This is a genomic window from Xanthobacter agilis, from assembly GCF_021730435.1.
In the GTDB taxonomy this organism is placed as follows: domain Bacteria; phylum Pseudomonadota; class Alphaproteobacteria; order Rhizobiales; family Xanthobacteraceae; genus Xanthobacter; species Xanthobacter agilis.
In genome coordinates this window covers 44566-65738 of record NZ_JABWGX010000010.1, presented here as the reverse complement: position 1 = coordinate 65738, position 21173 = coordinate 44566, and the positions used below count along the sequence as shown (strand labels likewise).

15 protein-coding genes are annotated in these 21173 nt (G+C 67.8%); 6 read left to right on the top strand and 9 right to left on the bottom strand.

Annotated elements, in window-relative coordinates; translation table 11 throughout:
- Positions 1-106: 106 nt before the first annotated feature.
- From HUW53_RS09290 to HUW53_RS09280, 3 genes are all read right to left on the bottom strand, one after another.
- Entirely contained in the window at positions 107-673 is a 567-nt protein-coding gene (locus tag HUW53_RS09290) for a response regulator transcription factor (RefSeq protein ID WP_237345472.1), read from the bottom strand.
- Positions 674-770: 97 nt separating this feature from the next.
- Complete coding sequence (gene fixJ, locus HUW53_RS09285; RefSeq protein WP_237345471.1) at positions 771-1403, bottom strand: response regulator FixJ; 633 nt, start codon at positions 1401-1403, stop codon at positions 771-773.
- Positions 1396-2901, bottom strand: a complete 1506-nt coding sequence (locus HUW53_RS09280) for a PAS domain-containing sensor histidine kinase (protein ID WP_419836124.1) — start codon at positions 2899-2901, stop codon at positions 1396-1398. Before HUW53_RS09280 ends, fixJ begins: the two co-directional genes overlap by 8 nt.
- A 276-nt stretch (positions 2902-3177) precedes the next feature.
- On the opposite strand from HUW53_RS09280, the gene HUW53_RS09275 reads away from it, so the two are divergent.
- Positions 3178-3855, top strand: a complete 678-nt coding sequence (locus HUW53_RS09275) for a helix-turn-helix domain-containing protein (protein WP_237345470.1) — start codon at positions 3178-3180, stop codon at positions 3853-3855.
- A gap of 82 nt (positions 3856-3937) precedes the next feature.
- Here the strand turns inward: HUW53_RS09275 and hemN are convergent, their stop codons facing one another.
- The 6 genes from hemN to HUW53_RS09245 all read right to left on the bottom strand — a co-directional run bounded on the left by hemN (position 3938) and on the right by HUW53_RS09245 (position 13741).
- Positions 3938-5368: an oxygen-independent coproporphyrinogen III oxidase gene (gene hemN / locus HUW53_RS09270; protein WP_237345469.1), complete on the bottom strand. Its 1431-nt coding sequence runs from the start codon at positions 5366-5368 to the stop codon at positions 3938-3940.
- A 279-nt stretch (positions 5369-5647) separates the two neighbouring features.
- Positions 5648-9277 carry a bacteriophage N4 adsorption protein A gene (locus HUW53_RS09265; protein ID WP_237345468.1) on the bottom strand — a complete coding sequence of 1210 codons (3630 nt, stop codon included), beginning with the start codon at positions 9275-9277 and terminating at the stop codon, positions 5648-5650.
- A gap of 296 nt (positions 9278-9573) precedes the next feature.
- A complete protein-coding gene (locus HUW53_RS09260; protein WP_237345467.1) occupies positions 9574-10587 on the bottom strand; it encodes an alginate O-acetyltransferase AlgX-related protein in 1014 nt (337 codons plus the stop codon).
- Positions 10584-11660: an alginate O-acetyltransferase AlgX-related protein gene (locus tag HUW53_RS09255; protein ID WP_237345466.1), complete on the bottom strand. Its 1077-nt coding sequence runs from the start codon at positions 11658-11660 to the stop codon at positions 10584-10586. The genes HUW53_RS09260 and HUW53_RS09255 overlap by 4 nt, the downstream gene beginning before the upstream one ends.
- Positions 11661-11668: 8 nt before the next feature.
- The gene (locus tag HUW53_RS09250; protein ID WP_237345465.1) at positions 11669-13054 is read right to left on the bottom strand and encodes an MBOAT family O-acyltransferase; all 1386 of its coding nucleotides are present in this window, start codon (positions 13052-13054) and stop codon (positions 11669-11671) included.
- A gap of 9 nt (positions 13055-13063) precedes the next feature.
- Positions 13064-13741 (bottom strand): alginate O-acetyltransferase AlgF, encoded by a 678-nt coding sequence (locus HUW53_RS09245; protein ID WP_237345464.1) that lies wholly within the window; start codon positions 13739-13741, stop codon positions 13064-13066.
- A gap of 262 nt (positions 13742-14003) precedes the next feature.
- Here HUW53_RS09245 and HUW53_RS09240 point away from each other — a divergent pair, with 262 nt between their 5' ends.
- The 5 genes from HUW53_RS09240 to HUW53_RS09220 all read left to right on the top strand — a co-directional run bounded on the left by HUW53_RS09240 (position 14004) and on the right by HUW53_RS09220 (position 21158).
- Entirely contained in the window at positions 14004-17600 is a 3597-nt protein-coding gene (locus tag HUW53_RS09240; protein ID WP_237345463.1) for a response regulator, read from the top strand.
- Positions 17597-18439 carry a CheR family methyltransferase gene (locus tag HUW53_RS09235; RefSeq protein ID WP_237345462.1) on the top strand — a complete coding sequence of 281 codons (843 nt, stop codon included), beginning with the start codon at positions 17597-17599 and terminating at the stop codon, positions 18437-18439. Before HUW53_RS09240 ends, HUW53_RS09235 begins: the two co-directional genes overlap by 4 nt.
- Before the next feature lie 83 nt (positions 18440-18522).
- Positions 18523-19074, top strand: coding sequence for a chemotaxis protein CheB (locus HUW53_RS09230; RefSeq protein ID WP_237345461.1), 552 nt, complete (start codon positions 18523-18525; stop codon positions 19072-19074).
- The gene (locus tag HUW53_RS09225; protein WP_237345460.1) at positions 19071-20123 is read left to right on the top strand and encodes a two-component system response regulator; all 1053 of its coding nucleotides are present in this window, start codon (positions 19071-19073) and stop codon (positions 20121-20123) included. The genes HUW53_RS09230 and HUW53_RS09225 overlap by 4 nt, the downstream gene beginning before the upstream one ends.
- A gap of 81 nt (positions 20124-20204) precedes the next feature.
- The gene (locus tag HUW53_RS09220) at positions 20205-21158 is read left to right on the top strand and encodes an NUDIX hydrolase (protein WP_237345459.1); all 954 of its coding nucleotides are present in this window, start codon (positions 20205-20207) and stop codon (positions 21156-21158) included.
- The last annotated feature ends 15 nt before the right edge of the window (positions 21159-21173 follow it).

The window sequence follows — 21173 nt, the reverse complement described above, 5'->3', positions numbered from 1 at the left end:
GCTGGCGCCTTCTGCCAAAGCCCGCCGCAGGGATGGAGACGCGCTTCGGAAAATGATCCGCGAGGAAAACGGTGCCGGCAATGGCAGATGCGCGAGGCCAGAGGCCTCAGCAGGGCAAGGCCTGCGTGAAGCTGTCACGCACAGCTTCGCTGAGCTGGTTGCTGAGCAGCGGCTTTTCGATGATGGACACGCCCTGCGCGCTCGCCCGCTGCCGCACGGTCGAGCTCGGATTGGTGGTGATGAGGAAGGAGGGCAAGTGCACATTGCGCCGGTCAAGCTCGCGCAGCAGCTCCAGGCCGTTGATCTCCGGTAGGTTGTAGTCCACGATCATGCAGCCGCGGCACGGCAGGTCGGCGGCCATCAACTCCTGAAAGCCGCCGTAGGTGCGCACGTCGAATCCATCAAGCTCGAAGGCGAACTTCAGGGAATTGCACACCGCCGCGTCGTCGTCCACGATGTGGACCACCCACGGCATGCTCGTCACCCGCGTCGGATCGCTGCCCAGTTGCGGCGCCGCGACGGCGAAGGACGGCGCGCCGCCGCTCGCGCCCGCCAGCGGCGCAAGGTCGGCCACCGCGGCATGAATTGGGGGCGCAAAAGCATTGCGCCCGGCTTCGGCATAGACCTTGGCCTCGCGTCCCAACGCCGCTTCCACCTTAAACCCCACGTTCATCGGCAAGCTTCCCATGACCCGCTCATGGGTCCACATGGTCGGTTGACCGAGATTAGCCCTTCCGCCGGCGCCCTGGCCTTGAGTTAGATCAAGCCGATCAGGCCGCGCCGGGCGTGATGCCCGCCAAAAGCGCCATGCGCACCAGTTCCGACAGGCTCTGCGCCTTCATCTTGGTCATCACGTTGGCGCGATAGACCTCCACCGTGCGCGGGCTGATGCCGAGATCATAGGCGATCATCTTGTTGGCCTGTCCCGCCACCAGGCATTCCAGCACCTGCCGTTCGCGCTGCGAGAGGCCGGCGATGCGCTCGTTGACCTCCTCCCGCATCGCGTCGTGCTGATACACCTTGCGCATGCGCGCCAGGGCGGCCTTCACCGTATCGAGGATGGCCACGTCGTCGAACGGCTTTTCCAAGAAATCGGCGGCGCCGAGCTTCATGGCCTCCACCGCCAGCGGCACGTCGCCATGGCCGGTCACCACGATCACCGGCACCCCGGAGCCCTTTTCCTTCAGGTGCTGGAGCAGCTCGATGCCGGTCATGTCCGGCATCCGCACGTCGGTGATGATGCACGAGACGGTGGGATCGGAGGCCGGAAGCCCCGCCTCCACGAACGCCCGCGCCGAGGCGTGCTCATGCACCTGGTGGCCGGCGGTGGCGAGCAGAAAGGCGAGCGATTCCCGCACCGCCTCGTCGTCGTCGATGACGTGGATGATGGCGATCTCAGACATCGGCCGGCGCCCCCTCGCTGACCAGGCGCAGGGTGAAGCGGAAGATGGAGCCGCCCAGCGGGTTGGGCTCGGCCCAGATGCGGCCGCCATGGGCCTCGATGATGGTGCGCGAAATGGACAGTCCAACCCCCATGCCGTGCCGCTTGGTGGTGACGAAGGGCGTGAAAAGCTGATGGCTGATCTCCGGAGAGATGCCAGAGCCCGTGTCTATGACGCTCACCATCACCATGTCGTCCTCTGCCGGCTCGGACTGCACCAGAAGCTGCCGCCGGGGTGCTCCCATCATTGCTTCCAGCGCGTTGCGCATCAAGTTCAGAAGGACCTGCTGAACCTGCACCTTGTCCGCCAGCACCACGTCGCATTTCGGATCGTAGTGGAATCGGACCTGGATACCATGTTCCTTGGCCCCCACAAGGGCGAGCGCGCTCGCCTCCTCCACCATCTTGGACAGGCTTTCCAGGCGCCGCTCGCTTTCCCCGCGGGAGACGAAGTCCCGCAGCCGGCGGATGATCTGTCCCGCGCGCAGGGCCTGCTCGCCCGCTTTCTCCAAGGCCCCCTGGAGCATCTCGGTGCGCACCGCGCCGCCATCCAACAGGCGCCGCGAGCCCTTGATGTAATTGGCGATGGCCGACAGCGGCTGGTTCAGCTCATGGGCCAGGGTGGACGCCATCTCGCCCATGGCGGTGAGGCGCGAGATGTGCACCAGCTCCGCCTGCAGCTCCTGCAGCCGCGCCTCGGTCTCCTGCCGTTCCGTCAGGTCGCGGATGAAGCCGGTGAAAAACCGCCGGGAGGCCGAGCGCATCTCGCCCACCGACAGCTCCATGGGAAAGGTCGAGCCGTCCTTGCGCTCGCCCACCACCACCCGGCCGATGCCGATGATCCGCTGTTCGCCAGTCTTTAGATACCGGCCGATATAGCCGTCGTGCCCCTCCCGGTGGGGCGAAGGCATGAGGATGGAGACATTCTGCCCCAGGGCCTCCTCGGCGCTGTAGCCGAACAGGCGCTCGGCGGTGGCGGAAAAGGATTGCATCACGCCGCGCTCGTCGATCACCACCATGGCGTCGGGCACGGTGCTGAGAATGGAGGACAGGTGCGCTTCCCGCGCCAGGAGATCGCGGGTGCGGGCGGCGGCATCGAGCCGGGTGCGGCGCAGCCGCTCGCCGAGCACCACGATGCCACAGCCCACGATCGGGAACAAAGTCGCGCCTGGCCAGTTCAGTGGCCCGAAATCCGGCAGCAGGGCCGCCATCAGCACGCCGCCGCCCAATCCGACGACCAGCGCCGCGAGCGCGGCCGCGAGGCCCAAGCCGCTGACCGCCACGATGCCGAGCAGCAGCAGCAACAGACCGGGCGCGTCCAGCGGCGGCAGATCGAGAACCGCGCACAGGCCCAGCATCACCGCGGCCGCGGCCCCGCCCCGCCCCAGGTCCAGCCAAAGGCCGCGCGGCAGCTTCGGCGCCCGCGCAGCCGGCGGAACCGCCGTCTTCCCATCCGTCAAGGCCGTGACCTCACCCTTTTCCGTCCCGAAACGCGGACGTTCCGGCACGCGCCGCCCACCTCTTGCCGCAGCACGCCCTCCGGCACCCGCGGGCCGCCGATCCGCCACCCGCGCGCTGAACGCGTCCATGCCTTGTTACGCAATCGCTGGGCCTCCGTAAACATACCTAAGGGGCGCGACTTAAGTGTTCGTTCCGAATTTCTCGCAACGCAGCCGGAGCGTATCGCTGATAGGGATTTCAGGAGGGTTTTTCCGATGCCGAGCCCCGCTGCCGCAATGACCCAGAAGGCATATGTCCAGTCGTTGCCGCCCGTCCAGTGGAGCGAGGAGCCCGCCCCGCGCACGCCACGCGACGTCCTGGCGAGCCTCGGCGTGGTCACGTCCTTCGACCGCAATTCCGAGATCTTCGCCGAGGATGCCGCGGCTGAACACATTTTCATCGTGCTGACCGGCGCGGTGCGCATCTGCAAGCTGCTGGGCGATGGCCGCCGCCAGATCGAGACCTTCTGCCTGGCCGGCGACGTGTTCGGCTGGGAGACCGCCGCCCGCCACCGCTTCTCCGCCGAGGCGGTGAGCGAGTGCAAGGTGGTGCGGGTGAAGCGCGCCATTCTGTTCGCCCGGGCCAGCGACGATCCGGAGCTCGCCCATGCCCTGTGGGCGTTGACCGCAGCCGAGCTGACGCGGACGCAGAACCACCTGCTGGTGCTCGGCCGCAAGACCGCCCAGGAGCGGGTCGCGACCTTCCTCCTGGACATGGCCCAGCGCTCCACCACCGGCGGCACCGAGGTGACCTTGCCCATGTCGCGCCAGGACATCGCCGATTATCTCGGCCTGACCATCGAGACTGTGTCGCGCACGCTCACTCATCTGGAAGAAACCGCCGCCATCGCCCTGCCCTCCTCGCGCCGGGTGCTCCTGAAAGACAGCAGCGCGTTGCGCGGCCTGAACGCCTGAAGCTTCGGTTCCGGGTCCCACTTCCCGGATTATGCGGCGGAGACGCAATCGACCGCCGCATCTTGCCTTGGCACGCCCTGCCCTAAACCGCAGCGGCGTGCCTTTTCTTTTCCGGCTCCTGCACGCGGGCAGCCTGAAGACGCGGGTCGAACGCCGCGCACACCACGCGGGTGAAGGCGCGCGCCGCTTCCGGCACCTCCACCACCCGGCCCCGGCGCAGCGCGAGCCCATCGGCCACCAGGGGATCAAGCGCCGCAAGCTCGGCATCGAACAGATCCGCCCGCACCCCGTGAGCGGCGGCCAACGCGTCAAGATCCACCTTAAGGTCACACATGAGCCGCTCGATGACGGCCCGGCGCAGCCGATCCTCATGGGTCAAGGCGATGCCGCGGGCGATGGGCAGGCCACCCCGCTCCATGGCCTGGTGCCATTGCGCGGTCGAAGCCACGTTCTGCACATAGCCTTGCGGCAGCGCGCCGATGGAGGAGGCGCCGAACCCCAGCAGCACCGGCGCGTCGTCGGTGGTGTAGCCCTGGAAATTGCGCTTCAGGGTACCGGCCTCGGCCCGCAGCGCCATGGGATCGGACGCGCGGGCGAAATGGTCGAGCCCCACCGCCCGATAGCCATGCCCGGTCAACAGATCGGACACCAGCTCGGCCTGGGTCAGGCGCTCCAGCAGCCCCGGCAGGTCGGCCTCGGGGATCAGGGTCTGGTGCTTCTTCATCCACGGCACATGGGCATAGCCGAACACGGCGATGCGGTCCGGATCGAGGCCCAGCGCCTGTTCCACCGTATGAGTGACGGTTTCGGCGGTCTGGTGAGGCAGGCCGTACATGAGGTCGAGATTGATGGCGGTGATGCCGGCGGCCCGCAACGCGTCGGCCACCGCCTTGGTATCGGCATAGGATTGCCGCCGGCCGATGGCCGCCTGTACCTTCTCCTCGAAGTCCTGCACGCCGAGGCTGGCCCGGTTGAAACCCTCGCGCGCCAGCACCGCCACCTTGTCGGCATCCATGGTACGCGGGTCGATCTCGATGGCGATCTCGGCGTCCGGCGCGAAGTCGAAGGCGCGTCGCAGCGCCCCCATCACCCGGGCGAAATCCGCTTCGGCCAGCATGGTGGGGGTGCCGCCACCGAAATGCAGATGCGTCAGGGTGAGCTGTGCCGGCAGGTGCGCGCGCACCCGCGCGATTTCTTCTTCCAGACGCTCGGCATAAGCCGTGACGGGCTTGGCGTTGTGCACCACCGCGGTCTGACAGCCGCAATACAGGCAGAGCTCCGCGCAGAACGGCACATGCACATAGACCGAAACCGCGCTCCCGGCCGGCACGGCGGCGAGCCAGCTGGCATAGGTTTCGCCGCTCACCTCCGGCGTGAAATGCGGCGCAGTGGGATAAGAGGTGTAGCGCGGCACCGGGCGCCCATAGCGGGCAAGCAGGCCGGCGGTGTCGAGCGGCGCCGGGGCGGGCGTGTCCGGTCGCAGGGTGGCCGAAGGGGAAGTGGCCGTATTCATGGCCGTATTCATGGCCGTATTCATCATGGCATCGTCTCGGGGCTGACGGGGCTGTGTCATGTCACCCATGTGCCACACGATGCGCAACCGCTTTGACATGTCGCAAGAAACCGCCACGCGGGGCCCCGATGCCGCAAAAATGAAGCGGCGCCCCTTGATGCCATCGGCCCCGGTCTTTGGCCGGGGCCGCGCGGACCTTGCCAAAGGCCCGCGCGTGACGCTCATGGCCTTTGGCATAAGGTTCTCGCCGCGCAGATCCGTTCGCTGTGGCCGCCCCGCTCAATAGGAGAGGAAGGCGCCGGCGAACAGGCCCTCGGCGCGCTCGTCGCCGGCGAGCTTGAAGCGGTACTGGGCCATGAGGTCCAGGTAGGAATGGGGTGCCTGGTATTCGTCCTCGTTGAACCAGTAGCGCAGGCTCACGCCGGGGCCGACGCCCATGGCGAACGGGGTCGCATAGCCGTTGTCATAGGCACCGCCGAGGGCCACGAACGGCCACAGCACCAGATGGTCGCTGATGGGATCGAGCCGGAAGGCGTGACCGTAACGCACCTCGAAGCTCGCCACCGTCTCCGGCAGCATGGTGTAGTAATTATAGTCGGCATAGACCTGCCAAGCCCGCCAATTGGGCTCGTCCACCCGCAGGTCGGTGCCCTCGCCCTTGGAATAGGCCGCCCGCAACAGCACATCCTCGCGCGAGGTGCCGCCGGTGGGGAAGAGATAGGACACTTCCAGCACCAGGTTCTCGGTCTTGATGGGCTTCCAGCGCGCGCCGACGCTGCCTTGGAAGGTCTCGATGCCGGTGGTGCCGCCGTTCTCGTCATAGAGTGTGGTGTAACCGCGCACGAACAGCTCGAAGATGGCCCCGTCGCGATAGCCAATGCCCGGCGGACGCCAATAGAGTTCGCCGCCGGCGCCGATGGTGTGATAGGCGCCGGGGGTGGTCGTGGCGAGGTAGGAGCCGGGAGCGATGCCCACCGCGCCGTAGCTGATGGAGGCATAGGCGCCCCAGGTGCGGCTCAGTTCCGCCACCTCGCGCCGGAGGCCGAAGACGTATTGCGGATCAAGCGGCAGCTCGCCCTTGCGATTCTCGTCGATGGCGCGCTTGAAGTAATCCACCGCCACCGCATTGTTGTAGGTGCGCCGCGCATTGTAGCCGGCATTGATGAGATTGGTGCCCCGCAGCTGCCATTTGTCGTTGGCCTGCTGGAACAGCTGGAAGGCGAGATCATCCTCGCCCGCCTGCCCCGCCAGCACCGCGAGATCCACCATCCGCATGTTCCTGAGGTCGCCACTCTCGTACGCGGCGGCGAACAGGGCCCGCGCCTCGTCCTTGCGGTTGAGCTGCACCAGCACGTTGACGCGGGCGGTGAGCATGGCGTTGCGCTGCTCGCGGCCCTGGGCGCGGCGCGCCGCCACCTCGAATGCCGCAAGCGCCTGCGCCTTGTCGCCAAGGGCCAAGTAGGTGTAGCCGAGGCGCGCCTGCACCTCATAGCTCTGCTCGTTCGCCAGCGGCTGGAGCACCGACATGGCAAGCTCCGGATCCTTCGCCTGCAAGGCGGCATCCACCAAGGAGAAGCGCACCGTGCGCGCCTCCGAGGGCGAGAGCCGCCCCGAGGCCAGGGCGGCGCGGAAGTCGCGAATGGCGCCCGCATATTGGTGGGCCTGCATGCGCAGGTTGCCCCGCTGCATCAGCAGCGCCGCGTCGCGCGGGCTCGCCGCCAACAGCTGGTCGAGCAGGCCCTCGGCTTCGGCATAGCGGCCCGCGGCCATCAATGCGTTCATGAGCAGCATGCGGTAGCTGGCATTGCCGGGCTCGGCGTCGATGGCCCTGCGGATCTCGCGGATGGCGGTGGCATAGTCGCGCCGGCCGAAGGCGGTATAAGCGGCGCTGGCGGCGGCATAGCCGGGGCTTGCCGGGTTGAGCCCGGCCCCGCCCGGCCCGCCGGGCGCGCCGAAGAACACCGAGCAGATCACCCCATATTTGGTGGGCTGGCACAGCACCGTGGGCGGCACCAGCGCCGGGCGCTTCATGTTGGGCGTCTTCACCAGCGCTTCGGCCGTGCGGCGATAGGCGGCCACATCCTTGTTCTTGGCGTCGGTGAGGGATTGCAGGATCTTCAGCGCGTCCTCGCCCTGCCCGGCCACCAGGGCGGCATTGGCGGCGATGAGGCGATAGTTCACCTCTTCCGCGTCGGTGAGCAGATTGGAGCCCAGCACCTTGTCGAACTCGGCCGCCGCCGCCTCGCGCCGGCCGAGCCTGTCCAGCAGCCAGGCGTCGAGCACACGCGGCAGGGGGTCGTTCTCGTCCTCCTTGACGGCAGCGGCCGCCTCGGCCTCGGCGTCCTCGGTCTGGCCGGAGGCCATCAGGGCATTGATGAGGATGAGGCGGAACGGCATCACATTCGGCGCGCGCTCCACCGCCTTGCGCGCGAGGGCGACGGCGTTCTTGGGCCGCCCGGCGGACAGCTCCTTGATGGCCTGGTTGGCATCGGGCTCGGCGATGCGCTTGTCGGTGACGGCGCGCAGGGCCTGAAGGGCCGGATCGTCGCCGGCCTTGGCGGCGGCGTCGTTGATGGCCGCCTCCAGTTCCTTCAGCTTGCCGGCCCGTTCCAGCGTGTCGATGAGCAGGCGATGCCAGGCCCCGTTCTTGGGGTTGAACTGAAGCGCTTCGCGAATGCGCTTTTCCGCCACCACGTCGTCGCCCTTGCGATAGGCCTCGAATGCGTCCTGGGCGGCGTAGAAGCCGGGGGTGTCGGTGACGCCGCTGCCGGGCGGCGCATCGGCCGGCACCAGCGCGCACGAGGGTCCATAGGGGGTGTCAACGCACTTCTGGAAGGGCACCGGCAGGGTTTGGTTGGCCTTCTCGGGAATGATCCGCGGGTTTTTCTGCGCCGCCCGCGCCACCGACAGGCGGGAGAGCACCGCCTTGTTGTCGCTGTGGGCCAGGGGCTCCAGGATCTTGAGGGCGCGGTCAATGTGGCCGACCGACAGCGCCGCGTCGGCCGCGACCAGGCGCGCGTCGCGCTCGGTGTCGCCGGACAGGACTTCGTCCTTGAGGGCTTCGTCGAAATCGCGCTCGCCCCCCGCCACCTGTCCGAGCCGCACACGCAGGAATCCCCGCAGGCTCCGTGGCAGGAACGAATGGGGATCGACCTCGGTGGCATCCCCGGCCGCCTTCTCCGCCGCCTCATAATTCTTCTGGGCGATCAGCGCATAGACCAGCAGCATGCGGTAGCTGAGATCGTCCGGCACCAGCATGATGGCCCGGCGCGCCTCATCCACCGCCTTCGCGGGGTCGTTCGCCTCCAGCGCCTTGTTGGCGGCGAGCGACGGCGCCTGGGCCAGCACCTTGCTCTGCGCCACCAGCCGCGCCCGGAGCGAGGGATCCTTCACGCCCGCGGCAATGGCCTCGTTGCCAGCCGCCACTGATTCGGAAAGCTTGCCCTCGGCATCGAGGGAATCCATCAGCAAAATCCACATCGCCGCCGCATCCGGCCGCAGCCGCAGCACCTCGCGCGCCAGATAGGCCGACCGGGCGAAATTCTTCTGCTGGAAGGCCTGATAGCCCTGGTTTGCCGTGTTCCATGCCGCGCCCGTGAGAGCCGCGGGCACCGGCTCCATCCCCCCCGACGCACCACCCGGGGCCGGGGTGGAGGAAACGGGGTCCGGAACCGGGTTCACCGCGCCCGGCGCCGCGTGGCTGGGAGCCGGTGTCGGATTGGCGGGCGTGGGCGCGCCCAGCACCGGTTGCCCGGACGGCTGCGCACCCGCGCTGCCCGCCGCGCCAAGGCTCAGGACGCTGACCGAAGCGGCCAGCATCAGGCTCAAGGCAAGATGCCGCGGAAGCCGCGCGCTCTCCCGGTCGAGGACGGGAAGCGCGGCAGAGGGGAGATGGATGGCGGTGCTCATGGCCTCACCATCGCCGACATTACTTAAATAGCAGTTAACCTTAATAAGTATTCGAATGTTAATCCAAAGTAAACATTACCCAGTCTTCTTAACCCTCCATTAACGCCATGGCTACTGGAGAAGCCGCGCGCTGACGTGAAATTTTGTTTTTAAACAATCCATTGCGCGTCGGCGCAGCAAAAAGGGGAGGCCCGCGGACCTCCCCTTCAGGGTTTTTGAAATCTTTGAAAGCCAGCAAGGTTAAGAAGAGGTTGCGATCCGCGCGCCGGAACCCCGGACGATCGGGGCCGATGGCATTACTTGCCCACCGCCGCCTGCATCCGGTCACGGAACTGCTGCGCGGTCATGATCGAAGAGGCATCCCATTGGTCGGTCGCCTCCGGCGCGGAATGGAACGGTCCCTCGTTGAACTGCCACACCACCACCTGCGGCGGATTGCGGGCAAAGTCCGGCGCGCTCGTAAACTGGAGAAAGGTCACCCAGGGCCCCACGTTGCCGGGGTTCCAGGTGAGCGCCACCGGGCGGTCGAGGGCGCTGGAAAGCTTCTGCGGGAAGCCGAGATAGGGCTGTACGAAGCTGTTGCCCACCACATGCACCGGAGCCGACGCCGTATCCACGAGGCCGCCCTTCGCCTCCGGCTGCATACGCACGGTGTAGAGGTCCGGCCCCACCTGTTTTTGCTGGTCGGGGGTGAGAAAGCGCTCGGCGAGATCGCCGAGATGGCGCTGCGTGACCCAGGACCCCAGCTTGTCGCCGCTGCCCGCCGCGCCCGCAAGCTTGACGCCGCTCGCCTTGATCGCCTGGGCGACGGCATCGGCGGCGGCTTCCGCCGACCACACGCTCCAATGGTAGTCGGCCCGATAAAAGATGACCTGCTTGCCCGTCTGCACCGATTTCAGCGCCGGGCGCAGGTCCACGGTGTCGAGCCTGGCCTTCTTCAATTCGGCAAGGATATAATCGTACTGCCCGGCGATCTCGGCGGAGATCTTCGTGCCGTCCGGCAATTTGTCCGTGTAGAAGCTCGCCTTCAGCGGCACGACGACAGGCAGAAGCTTGATGTTCTTGGCCGCAAGGGCGGTCTGGGTGTCCTTCAGCAGGCCGATGGTGCGGGCAATGCCGGCCTTGTCGAGCACGCTCAGGCTCTCCCAGCCGGGAAACAGCCATCCGCCCTGGCCCTGAATGATGCCGCTCTGCGCCAAGGCCGGCGCGACGCCGGCCGCAAGGCTCGCCGCGCCAAGGCCAACGGCGAGTGCGGCGCCCCGCAGCAGCTTCCCGGCGGTTCCGAAAGGTCGCGAGAAAGGGTGCGTCATCTGTCGTCTCCGAGAAAGTTGCGTTCGGCGGCCGTCAGGGGCTGGGTCAGGACGCGCATGGGGAATTCCCAGACCACGAGGCGGGTCTGGCTCAAGGAATCGGGGGCGGTGGCAAGCAGGTCGAGCAGCGGGCCGGCAAAGCCGCCGCCGTCCTGGCTTTTCTGCGCCACCTCCCGGTCGAGGGCATCCTGAAGATAATCGAGAAAGCCGGAGTTGCGCGAATAGGACGATCCGGCAAGCAGCACGGTGGGGGCGGGCACATCGTCCAGCAGTCCGCCCGTGCGCGTGAACGCGGTGCCCACCTCCGGCTGCCGGTCCGGCTGAGGACCGGACCAGGGCCAGGTGCGCGCAAGGCCCGCAAGGCGCATCAGGTCGCCGATCCGGTCCTTCGGCACGCCCACCACCACCCGCGCCGGCAGAGTGCCGGGGCCGAGGCGGGCAATGACATGGTCCGCCACCCGGTGCGCGGCGAAGGCGGCGCCATCGTCGTTCCAATGCGTATCGGTGCGCAGGAACGCGCCGGCCGGCCAATCGGTGGCGATATCCACCTGATCGAGCCCCGCGCCGGCGCTCTGGCGCCGCCAGGCCTCCGCCCGGCCGCGTGCCTGGGCCGACACGGCGAGGCCGCAGAGGGTGGCGCGGGACAGATCCGCCTTGTCCGGCACCGGCAGCACCACCAGCGCCGCGCCCTTCGCCTCGACCGCTGCCTTGAGCTTTGCCGCGAGTTTCACCCGATCGGCGAGGTGGGCGGCACCGTCGCGGGTCTCCACCAGCTCCTCGGCCAGGAACAGCCAGCCGGGACAGCCGGCGCGCACCTGCGGACCGGCATCGCCCAGCATGCGGTAGGAGAGGCCGGCGACGATGTCCTGAAGCCCTTCGAAGGCCGGCAGCGCCGCCACCACCGCCTTGTCGACGGCGCCGGTGAGGGCACCGTCGAGCACCCCCGGCAGATTCGCCTGCGTCGCGATGCGCCCGCCCGCCGGCCCCGCCAGATGAACCGCGACGAAGCCCAGGCCGGTGAACATGAGGGCCAGAAAGCCAAGGGTCGCAAGAATGCGGGCAAGTCTGGCCATGCTGCCCCCTAGAACTGGAAGTAAAGGAAGGGCACCACGGTGCGCCCTTGCAGGACCAGCACGGCGAACAGGAACAGCGGCAGCGCCAGCCAAGCGCGCAGGGCATGGCCCGGCTCCGGGGCCGCCGGGTCGATGCGCAGCACCTTGGGCAGATAGACGAAGCCGATGCCCACCGCCAGCGCCAGGATCTCCACCGGCCGCACGGCGGCGCCCATGGCCGGGGAGAGCGCGACCCCATTGGCCCCCGCCAGCCCGGTGAATATGGTCGCCGCTTCCCCCCAGCTCTGGGCGCGGAACAGGGCCCAGCCCGCCATGACGAACACCAGCGTCAGCCCATGGCCGAGGAGCGGACCGATGGCGGGCAGGCCGCGCGCCGTCCACACCCGGCCCGCCATGAGGCCCAAGCCGTGCCACAGGCCCCAGGCCAGGAAGGTCCAGCTCGCCCCATGCCACAGCCCGCCAAGGCCCATGGTGAGGATGAGATTGGCCGAGGTGCGTCCGGTGGAGCCGCGATTACCGCCCAACGGGATGTAAAGATAGTCGCGCAGCCAGCTCGACAGCGAAATGTGCCAGCGCCGCCAGAATTCCGACAGTGAGGCGGACAGGTACGGATTGTCGAAATTCTCGGGAAACTTCAGGCCGACCATGAGGCCGAGGCCGATGGCCATGGCGCTGTAACCGCAGAAGTCGAAATAAAGCTGGAGCGTGTAGCCGGTCACCGCCAGCGCGACATCCGCGGTGGTGGGGTGGGCAAGGGCATATCCAGCGTCCACCAGCGGGGCCAGGGTATCGGCGATCAGCACCTTCTGGGCAAAGCCGAGCATGAAGCGCTCGACCCCGAACATGAATTCCTGGCGCTGGAAGGTCCGGGCCTTCAGCCGTTCCGCCACCCATTTGTACCGCACCACCGGTCCCGCCACGAGGTGGCCGAACATGGACTGATAGGTGGCATAGTTCACGAAGGACGGCTCGGCGGGCACCGTCCGGCGAAACACGTCCACCGAATAGGAGATGGCGCCGAACACGAAGAAGCTGAGGCCGATGGGCAGCAGCACGTCCTCCCAGCCCCAGACGCTGGCAGTGACCGCCTGCCCGGTGGCCACCAGCATGTTCGCGTATTTGAACCAGATCAGCGACACCAGCGGCCAGGCGATGCCCACAAGCAGCGCGGTGTGTCGCGCCGGTCCGGCGGCGCGGGCGATCCACAGGCCGGTGGCCCAGGACCAGAGCGCGATCGAGACGATGAGGGGCAGGAAATCCGCCCGCCACCAGGCATAGAACAGCCAGGAGAAGGCGAGGATGGCGAGATTGCGCGCCGCCCCCGGCGTCAGCGCGTAGGCGATGAGAAAGACCGGTAGGAACAGGAACAGGAAGCTGTCGGAGGCGAAGACCATGGCGCGCGGTCAGTTGGGGCCGCGATAAGGTTCGGTCTCGTCGCGCTGGCCGGCCAGCACCACGCCATCGGGACCGGGCACCAGGAACAGGCTGTAATGGTCTCCGGCTTTCAGCGGCGGCAGCTTCAGGGGGGCGGTGGAAGCCGCGCCGCAGCGGCCCACCAGCGTGGCCTCGATGGGGTTGATGGCGCGTTGGCGGGTCTCATTGGTGGCGACGGCGTCGAACACGGTGGGCCCCTCCGCCACGGCCACGGCTCCGGCGCAGCCGGGCACCAGATTATAAACCCGCAGCTGCGCCTTCAGGTCGTTCCGCCCCTCGGTGGAATCGGGGATGAGCACCGCATTGCCGCCGGCGCCGATCACGATGGTGGAAAAGGCATCCGCCGGCGGCGTCACCGCCCCTTTCACCGGCTTGCCCGCCAGGGTCAGGCTGAGCGGCGCCCCGCCCTTCACGATGCGGTAGAGCGTGGCCGGCTCGCCCTGGGCCGCGGCCACGCCGGAACCGGCGTCGAAGCCGATGAGCGCGCCGGAGCGCGAGAGGTCCACCACGCGCACATAGGCCGAGCCGGCGGGCGGCTTGGGTGCATAGAGCCGGGTCAGCTCCTGCGCTCCGCCCGGCCCGGCGGAGCCGACAAGCGCTGCGGCAAAGACAGCCCCACATGCGGCGAGGCGACCTGATCTCCACATGGCACGACCTGCGAAATAGCCGGAAACGGAAACGAACGATCCATGACTGTTAGGAGGCCCGATCGCGCAAGGCAACCGCTGGCGGTGTCCCGATCATTCCTATGGTTACGGCGGCCGAGGTCAAGTCGCCCGTCGAGGCGAAGCCGGCAAGGCCGGAGGCGACCTTGATGTGTCCTGGATGCGCCTTGGGACTTCAGGACTTTTTTCTGATTGCGTGATTCAATGCGCGGCCTGTTCGGGCCGCAGCAGAATGGGAGCGCGCATGGCCACAAAAGAATCGGAGACGACGTCGCAGCCAGGAGCGCGATTCCTCTCCACCTGGCTCGCGAACCTGCCCCTGCAATGGAAGCTCGCCGGCATCATCCTGGTGCTGCTGCTGTTCTTTCTGATCCTGCTCGGCGCCAACAGCCTCACGCTGCGTCGCTCCACCGCCCTCCAGGAGGAGGCGAACGCGCTCGTGCACCATGTGGAACTCGCCAACGCGGTGGTCCATGCCCTCAGCGAGCGGCAGGCGGTCCTGGTGCAGGGGCTCCTGCTTCAGCCGGCCGGGATGCACCAGCGGGTCGACACCGCGGACGACGACGTCGGCGACGCGTTCGAGGCGCTTCAGGTGGCCGCGGCCCGCAATCCGGTGCTGCGCACCCTCGCCGACCGCGCCGCAAAAATCAACGATCGCTGGTCGCAAGCGGTGGCCGCCCCCATGCTCGTGGTCGGCGAACGCGCCGAGCGCGGCGAGGCCACCCCGGAGATGATCGCCGGGGCTGTGCGCGGCTTCGTGACGGCGGAGGTGGGCGAGAACGGCAGCCGGGCCGTGGCGGGCCTCCTGGAGCAGCTCGTCGGCCACGCCCAGGCGGAACTCCAGGTGTCCCTGACCGAGCTTCAGCAGACCAAGGACCTGCTGAAGCTCGTGGACGTGGTCGCCCTCGTCGCGACCCTGGCCGTCGGCCTCGCGGCGCTGTTGCTGGCGGCGCGGTTCATCACGCGGCCGCTGCGGTTGTTGGCAAGCCGCATGGAGCAGCTCGCGGCCCACGACCACGGCGTCGAAGTCCCCTACACCCACCGCCACGACGAGGTCGGCACCATCGCCCGTGCGCTCTCGGTGTTCAAGACGATGGCCATCGAGACCTACGACCGGGACTGGGTGAAGACCGGCGTCGGAGCGGTCTCGGCGAAACTCCAGCGGGCCGAGGATGTCGCCACCTTCGCCGACGACCTGCTGGCCGAGCTGGCGCCCCGCCTCGAAGCCGGGGTCGGTGTGTTCTACGCGTTCGACGCGGCCAGCAACGCGCTGGTCCTCACCGGCAGCTATGCCTTCACCGAACGACGCCACGTTTCGACCCGCTACAAGCTGGGCGAGGGCCTGGTGGGCCAGGCTGCGCGCGAGCGCAAGCCGATCATGCTGACCCCGGTACCAGACGATTACGTCCGCATTCACTCCGGCACCGGGGAAGCGGTGCCGCGGGCGGTGGTGGCCTTGCCCATCGTCAGCAAGAACAGCCTGCTCGGGGTGCTGGAACTGGCCAGCTTCACGCCCTTCACCGGTCCCCGCGAGCTCCTGCTCCGCGACGTGGTGCCGGTGGTGGCGCTGTCGCTCGAGAATCTGAATCGCGCCGTCCGCACCCTGGAGCTTCTGGAACAGACCCAGCGCCAGACCTCCGATCTCAGGGTGGCGGAAGAAGAGCTGCGCACCCAGCAGGAGGAATTGCGCGCCACCAACGAGCAGCTTCAGGGGCAATCGCAGAGGCTCGCCGCTTCCGAGGAGGAACTCCGCGTGCAGGCCGACGAACTGCAACGCTCCAATGCGGACCTGCGCCGCAATTCCGAGGAGCTGACCGCCCAGAAAGCGCAGCTCGAAGCGGTCAACCAAGACGCGGAAGCCCGCGCCGACGAGCTCGCCCGCGCCAACCAGTACAAGTCACAATTCCTCGCCAACATGTCCCACGAGCTGCGCACGCCGCTCAACAGCCTGCTCATTCTCGCCCACGACCTCGCCGAGAACCACAACGGCCACCTCGATACCGACGAGGTGGAGGCCGCCGGCATCATCCACGCCTCGGGCACCAACCTGTTGCGGCTCATCAACGACATCCTCGACCTGTCCAAGGTGGAGGCGGGCAAGATGGAGATCGTGCACGAGCCGGTGTCCATCCCCGCCCTCGCCACCCGCATGGAGCGCAATTTCCGCCATGTGGCGCAGGAGAAGGGCGTCTGCTTCACCGTCATCGTCCAGCCCGACGCGCCGACGCGGATCATGACCGACGACGGCAAGCTGGAGCAGATCACCAACAACCTGCTCGGCAACGCCTTCAAGTTCACGAGCGAGGGTACCGTCACCGTCACCTTCTCCCAGGGGGCGGCCGAGACCCTGACGATCAGCGTCACCGACACCGGCATCGGCATTCCCGATGACAAGACGGAAGCCATCTTCCTGGCGTTCGAGCAGGTGGATTCCTCCACCCGCCGACAGTTCGGCGGCACCGGCCTCGGCCTCGCCATCACCCAGCGCCTTGCCCGCCTGCTGGGGGGCGACGTGACCGTGGAGAGCCGCCTCGACGCCGGCTCCACCTTCCGGCTCACGTTGCCCATCGGCGCGCCGGAGGACGAGGACGCGCCGGCCCCCGCCCGCGCCGCCCCGCCCGAAACGCCCCGCGCGCCCTATCCGCGCCCGGCGCTGGTGATCGAGGACGACCGGGCCTCGCTCCAGGAGGGGCTGACCACCATCCTCGTGGTGGAGGACGACCCCGCGTTCGCGCGCACCCTCGTCACCCTGGTGCGGCGCAAGGGCTATCAGGTGCTTGCCGCGGCCGATGGCGAAAGCGGGCTGGAGCTCGCCCGCCGCTACAAGCCCACCGGCATCCTGCTCGACGTGATGCTGCCCGGCATGGACGGCTGGACCGTCATCGCGCGCCTGAAGGCCGATGCCGCCACGCGGCACATCCCGGTGCACTTCGTTTCCGCCCTCGACGAGGCCAAGCGCGGCCGCGACCTCGGCGCCGTGGGCTTTCTCACCAAGCCGGTGAGCGCCGAGGACCTCAATGGCGCGCTCGCGACCCTGACCCATTTTTCCGCCGGCGAGCCGCGCCGCGTGCTGGTGGTGGACGACGACCCCGCCGCCCGTGTCGCGGCGCGCAAGCTCATCGGCGGGGAGCAGGTGCAGGTGCTGGAGGCCGGCAGCGGCGAGGAGGCGCTCGACCTGATCGGCCGGGAAGAGGTGGATTGCGTGGTGCTCGACCTGGGCCTGCCGGGCATGTCGGGCTTCGAGCTGCTGGAACGGATCGCGGCCGGCACCCGGCCGGTGCCGGTGGTGGTCTATTCCGGCCGCGACCTGACCCCCGAGGAAAGCCTCAAGCTGCGCGCCTTCACCGACAGCATCGTCATCAAGGGCGCCCGCTCGCCGGAGCGGCTCATGGACGAGGTCAGCCTCTTCCTGCACTCGGTCCGGCACGAGGCGAAGGCCCTCTCCGACCACCCCGACGGCGACCTGAAAGGCCGCCGCCTGCTGCTGGTCGATGACGACATGCGCAACATCTACGCCCTCGCCAAGGTGTTGCGCGGCAAGGGCATCGACGTCACCCTGGCACCGGACGGCGCCAAGGCCCTGAGCCAGCTCGAGGCCCATCCCGATCTCGAGATCGTGCTCATGGACATCATGATGCCGGTGATGGACGGCTACGAGGCCATGACCGAAATCCGCAAAAGGCATCAGTTCGCCAAGCTGCCCATCATCGCCCTCACCGCCAAGGCCATGAAGGACGACCGGGAGAAGTGCCTCGCCGCCGGCGCCAGCGACTATCTCTCCAAGCCCATCGACGTGCCGAAGCTGCTCTCCATGATCCGCGCCTGGTTGCCGCCCCGATGACCGATCCCCATGATCTCGCCGCGCTGGAGGATCTGGAGCTGGACCTGTTCGTGACCGCCCTCGACCGGCGCTACGGTTACGACTTCTCCGGCTACAGCCGGGCCTCGCTCACGCGGCGGGTGCGCAATCTGAACATGCAGTTCGGCACCCCCACCATCACCGCCCTCACCGACCTTTTGCTGCACAGCCCGGAGCGCATCACCGAGGCCATCTCGAGCCTGTCGGTGCCGGTCTCGGAACTGTTCCGCGATCCCCACACCTTTCGCGCCCTGAAGGAAAAGGTGTTCCCGCTCCTCTCCTCCTACCCGTCCATCAACATCTGGCAGGCGGGCTGCGCCCATGGGCAGGAGGTCTATTCGCTCGCCATCCTGCTCGTGGAAGCCGGGCTGTACGAGCGGGCGCGCATCTATGCCACCGACATTTCGGCCAAAGCGCTGGCGCGGGCGCGGGAGGGCATCTTTCCGCTGCAGGATGCCCGCGACGCGGCGCGGCGCTATCTCGACAGCGGCGGCACCAAAAGCCTCTCCGATTACTACCACGCGCGCTACGACTTCCTGAAGCTGGACGAGCGCCTCATCTCCCGCGTGACCTTCGCGGAGCACAATCTGGTCACCGACACGGTGTTCTGTGAGGCCCACCTCATCTTGTGCCGCAACGTGCTGATTTATTTCACGACGCCGCTGCAGGACCGGGTCCTGGGCATGTTCGCCGAAAGTCTCGTGCGCGGGGGCTTCCTGTGCATCGGCACCCGCGAGAACATGCAGTTCGCCAGCGCCCGCGAGAAGTTCCAACTGATCGACGGGGATGCGCAGATCTACCGACGCAAGAGCGGCACCTGAACAAGAGCGGATCGGGACGACATGACATGGGCCGAGACGCGGGCCAAAACGTGGGCCGAGAACTGGGCCGAAACACATGGGCCGTGGTCATCGGTGCATCGGCGGGCGGGCCGGGGGCCCTCCAAAGGCTGCTGCGACGGCTCGATCCCGCATTGCCCGCCGCCGTCGTGGTGGTAAACCATGTGGGTGCCGATGGACCCGACCTGCTGGCCGACGTGCTTGCCCGCCGCTCCGCCTTGCCGGTGGTCCTGGCGCGGGAACGGATGCCGGTGACCGCCGGCCGGGTGCACGTCGCGCCCAGCGGCTACCACCTGCAGATCGAGCCCGGCCGATACTTTTCTCTTTCCGTGGATCCGAAAGTGTGTTTCTCCCGCCCGTCGATCGACGTCCTGTTCGAGACCGCGGCCCGCGCGTACCAGAAAAGCCTTATTGGTGTCGTTCTCACCGGAGCCAGCAGCGACGGCGCGGAAGGTCTTGCGCACATCCGTCAGTGGGGAGGTCAGGCCTTGGTTCAAGCTCCGGACGATGCCGAAGTTCCGACCATGCCGCGCGCCGCCCTTGAGCGCGCCGGAGCCGACCTGTGCGCGCCCATCGAAGCCCTCGCCGACCACATCAACAAGGCCAGCCGGTCATGACCGAGCCCTCCGGCACCGAACCCCGTCCCAAGATCCTGGTGGTGGACGACGTCTCCGCCAATCTCGCCGGCATGCGCCGCCTGCTGGCGCCGGTGGATGCGGACATCTACGAGGCGAAATCGGGCAACGAGGCGCTGGCGCTGTGCCTCGACCACCGCTTCGCGCTGATCCTGCTCGACGTGCAGATGCCGGACATGGACGGCTTCGAGGTGGCCTCGCTGCTCAACAACGACCCGGCCACCTGCGACATCCCCATCGTGTTCGTAACCGCGGCCTATCTCGACGACATCAATCGCCTGAAGGGTTATACTTTCGGCGCAGTCGATTACATCGCCAAGCCCATCAATGATGCGGTGCTGCTGTCCAAGGTCACAGTATTCCTGGAGTTGCACATCTCCAAGATGCGGCTCAAGGCGGCAATGGAAGAATTGGAGAAGCGCAACCGGCAGCTCGAGGTGGAGATCGAGGAACGCCGGCGGGTGGAAAAGCAGGTGCGCCACATGGCCACCCACGATTCCCTGACCGGCCTCGGCAACCGCATCCTGTTCATGGAGCACCTCACCCGCGCCTTCGCCCAGGCGCGGCAGAATTCCACCGCCTTCGCTTTGCTCTACATCGACATCGACGGCTTCAAGCAGGTGAACGACCGCCACGGCCACGCGGCCGGCGACGAGCTCCTGTGCGCCATCGCCCAAAGGCTTCGGGCCAACCTCCGGTGCGAGGATTTCGCGGTGCGCCTGTCCGGCGACGAGTTCGCCATCATCATGCTGGACGTGGCCGACACGCAGGTGGCCCTTGCCCAGGGCCAGCGGCTGTGCGACTCGCTGCGCAACCCTTACGTCCTGCGCCAAGCCTCGCCGCCGGCCACCGTCAGCGTGGGGGCCAGCATCGGCATCGCCCTCTATCCCCTCCATGCCGCCAGCGACGCCACCCTCATGCGCCTGGCCGACGCCGCCATGTACGCGGTGAAGAAAAGCGGCAAAGGCAATGTGCGCCTCGCCTCGCTGGACGATCTGCAGCCGAGCGAGGATCAGGCCGCCGATGCCTGAACCCCGCAATCCTCGCGGTTGCAGCGCGGGCCGGAGCGGACCACGGCGCGCGGACAGCCGTTCGGCGACGACGGCATCCCCATGATCGCACCCATAATCGCACCCGACGAACAGCCGGAACCGCCGCCGCTCCATGCCCTCCAGGCGGACCTTATCGCCGTGCTCGTCGCGGTGTCCTCAGGCGCGCCGCGGGTGATGACCCTGGAGGGGGGCCGCGCCTTGCCGTCCGGGCCGTTCGAGCTTGGCCACCGGTCGCTGCAATCGGGCCTTCGGGCCTGGGTGGAGCGGCAGACGCACCATCCGCTGGGCTATGTGGAGCAACTCTACACCTTCGCCGACAAGGATCGGGGCGGGGAGGGCGGAGCCCGCACCATCTCCATCAGCTATCTCGGCCTCACCCGCGAGATGAGCGGCGGCGAAGGCGGCTGGCGGAGCTGGTACGAGTATTTCCCGTGGGAGGATCATCGCGCCGGCGTGCCGCCCGTGATCGGCGGACTGGTGGCGCCGGCCCTCGCCGGCTGGAGCGCGGCCGCGCCAAGCCGCGCTGAGCGCGACCATCGGCGACAGCGGGCGATCACCGCCTTCGGCCTCGACGACCAGCCCTGGAACGAGGAAATGACGCTCCAGCGCTATGAGCTGCTGTACGAGGCCGGGCTGGTGCCGGAAGCGCACCGGACGGCGACCGCGGCGGACAAGACCGTGCCAGGCACGACCATGATGGGCGACCACCGCCGCATTCTCGCCACCGGCGTCGCGCGGCTTCGCGCCAAGATCAAATATCGCCCGGTGGTGTTCGAGCTGATGCCCGACACCTTCACCCTGCTGCAATTGCAACGGTGCGTTGAGGCACTGGCCGGGCGCACCGTGCACAAGCAGAATTTTCGCCGGCTCATGGAACAGCAGGAGCTGGTGGAGGAAACCGGCGAACTGACCTCCGAAGGCATTGGACGGCCGGCAAAACTCTTCCGCTTCCGTCACGCCGTGCTGGCCGAGCGCGCCTTCGCCGGAACCAAGCTGCCTCTCGCCCGCCCTTGACAGGGGATATGCTCA

Bases quoted from the DNA above. Each gene is read 5' to 3' on its own strand.
- HUW53_RS09290 (WP_237345472.1), bottom strand. From the start codon at position 673: ATGAACGTGGGGTTTAAGGTGGAAGCGGCGTTGGGACGCGAGGCCAAG.
- fixJ (WP_237345471.1), bottom strand. From the start codon at position 1,403: ATGTCTGAGATCGCCATCATCCACGTCATCGACGACGACGAGGCGGTG.
- HUW53_RS09275 (WP_237345470.1), top strand. From the start codon at position 3,178: ATGACCCAGAAGGCATATGTCCAGTCGTTGCCGCCCGTCCAGTGGAGC.
- hemN (WP_237345469.1), bottom strand. From the start codon at position 5,368: ATGAATACGGCCACTTCCCCTTCGGCCACCCTGCGACCGGACACGCCC.
- HUW53_RS09265 (WP_237345468.1), bottom strand. From the start codon at position 9,277: ATGAGCACCGCCATCCATCTCCCCTCTGCCGCGCTTCCCGTCCTCGAC.
- HUW53_RS09260 (WP_237345467.1), bottom strand. From the start codon at position 10,587: ATGACGCACCCTTTCTCGCGACCTTTCGGAACCGCCGGGAAGCTGCTG.
- HUW53_RS09255 (WP_237345466.1), bottom strand. From the start codon at position 11,660: ATGGCCAGACTTGCCCGCATTCTTGCGACCCTTGGCTTTCTGGCCCTC.
- HUW53_RS09250 (WP_237345465.1), bottom strand. From the start codon at position 13,054: ATGGTCTTCGCCTCCGACAGCTTCCTGTTCCTGTTCCTACCGGTCTTT.
- HUW53_RS09245 (WP_237345464.1), bottom strand. From the start codon at position 13,741: ATGTGGAGATCAGGTCGCCTCGCCGCATGTGGGGCTGTCTTTGCCGCA.
- HUW53_RS09240 (WP_237345463.1), top strand. From the start codon at position 14,004: ATGGCCACAAAAGAATCGGAGACGACGTCGCAGCCAGGAGCGCGATTC.
- HUW53_RS09235 (WP_237345462.1), top strand. From the start codon at position 17,597: ATGACCGATCCCCATGATCTCGCCGCGCTGGAGGATCTGGAGCTGGAC.
- HUW53_RS09225 (WP_237345460.1), top strand. From the start codon at position 19,071: ATGACCGAGCCCTCCGGCACCGAACCCCGTCCCAAGATCCTGGTGGTG.
- HUW53_RS09220 (WP_237345459.1), top strand. From the start codon at position 20,205: ATGATCGCACCCATAATCGCACCCGACGAACAGCCGGAACCGCCGCCG.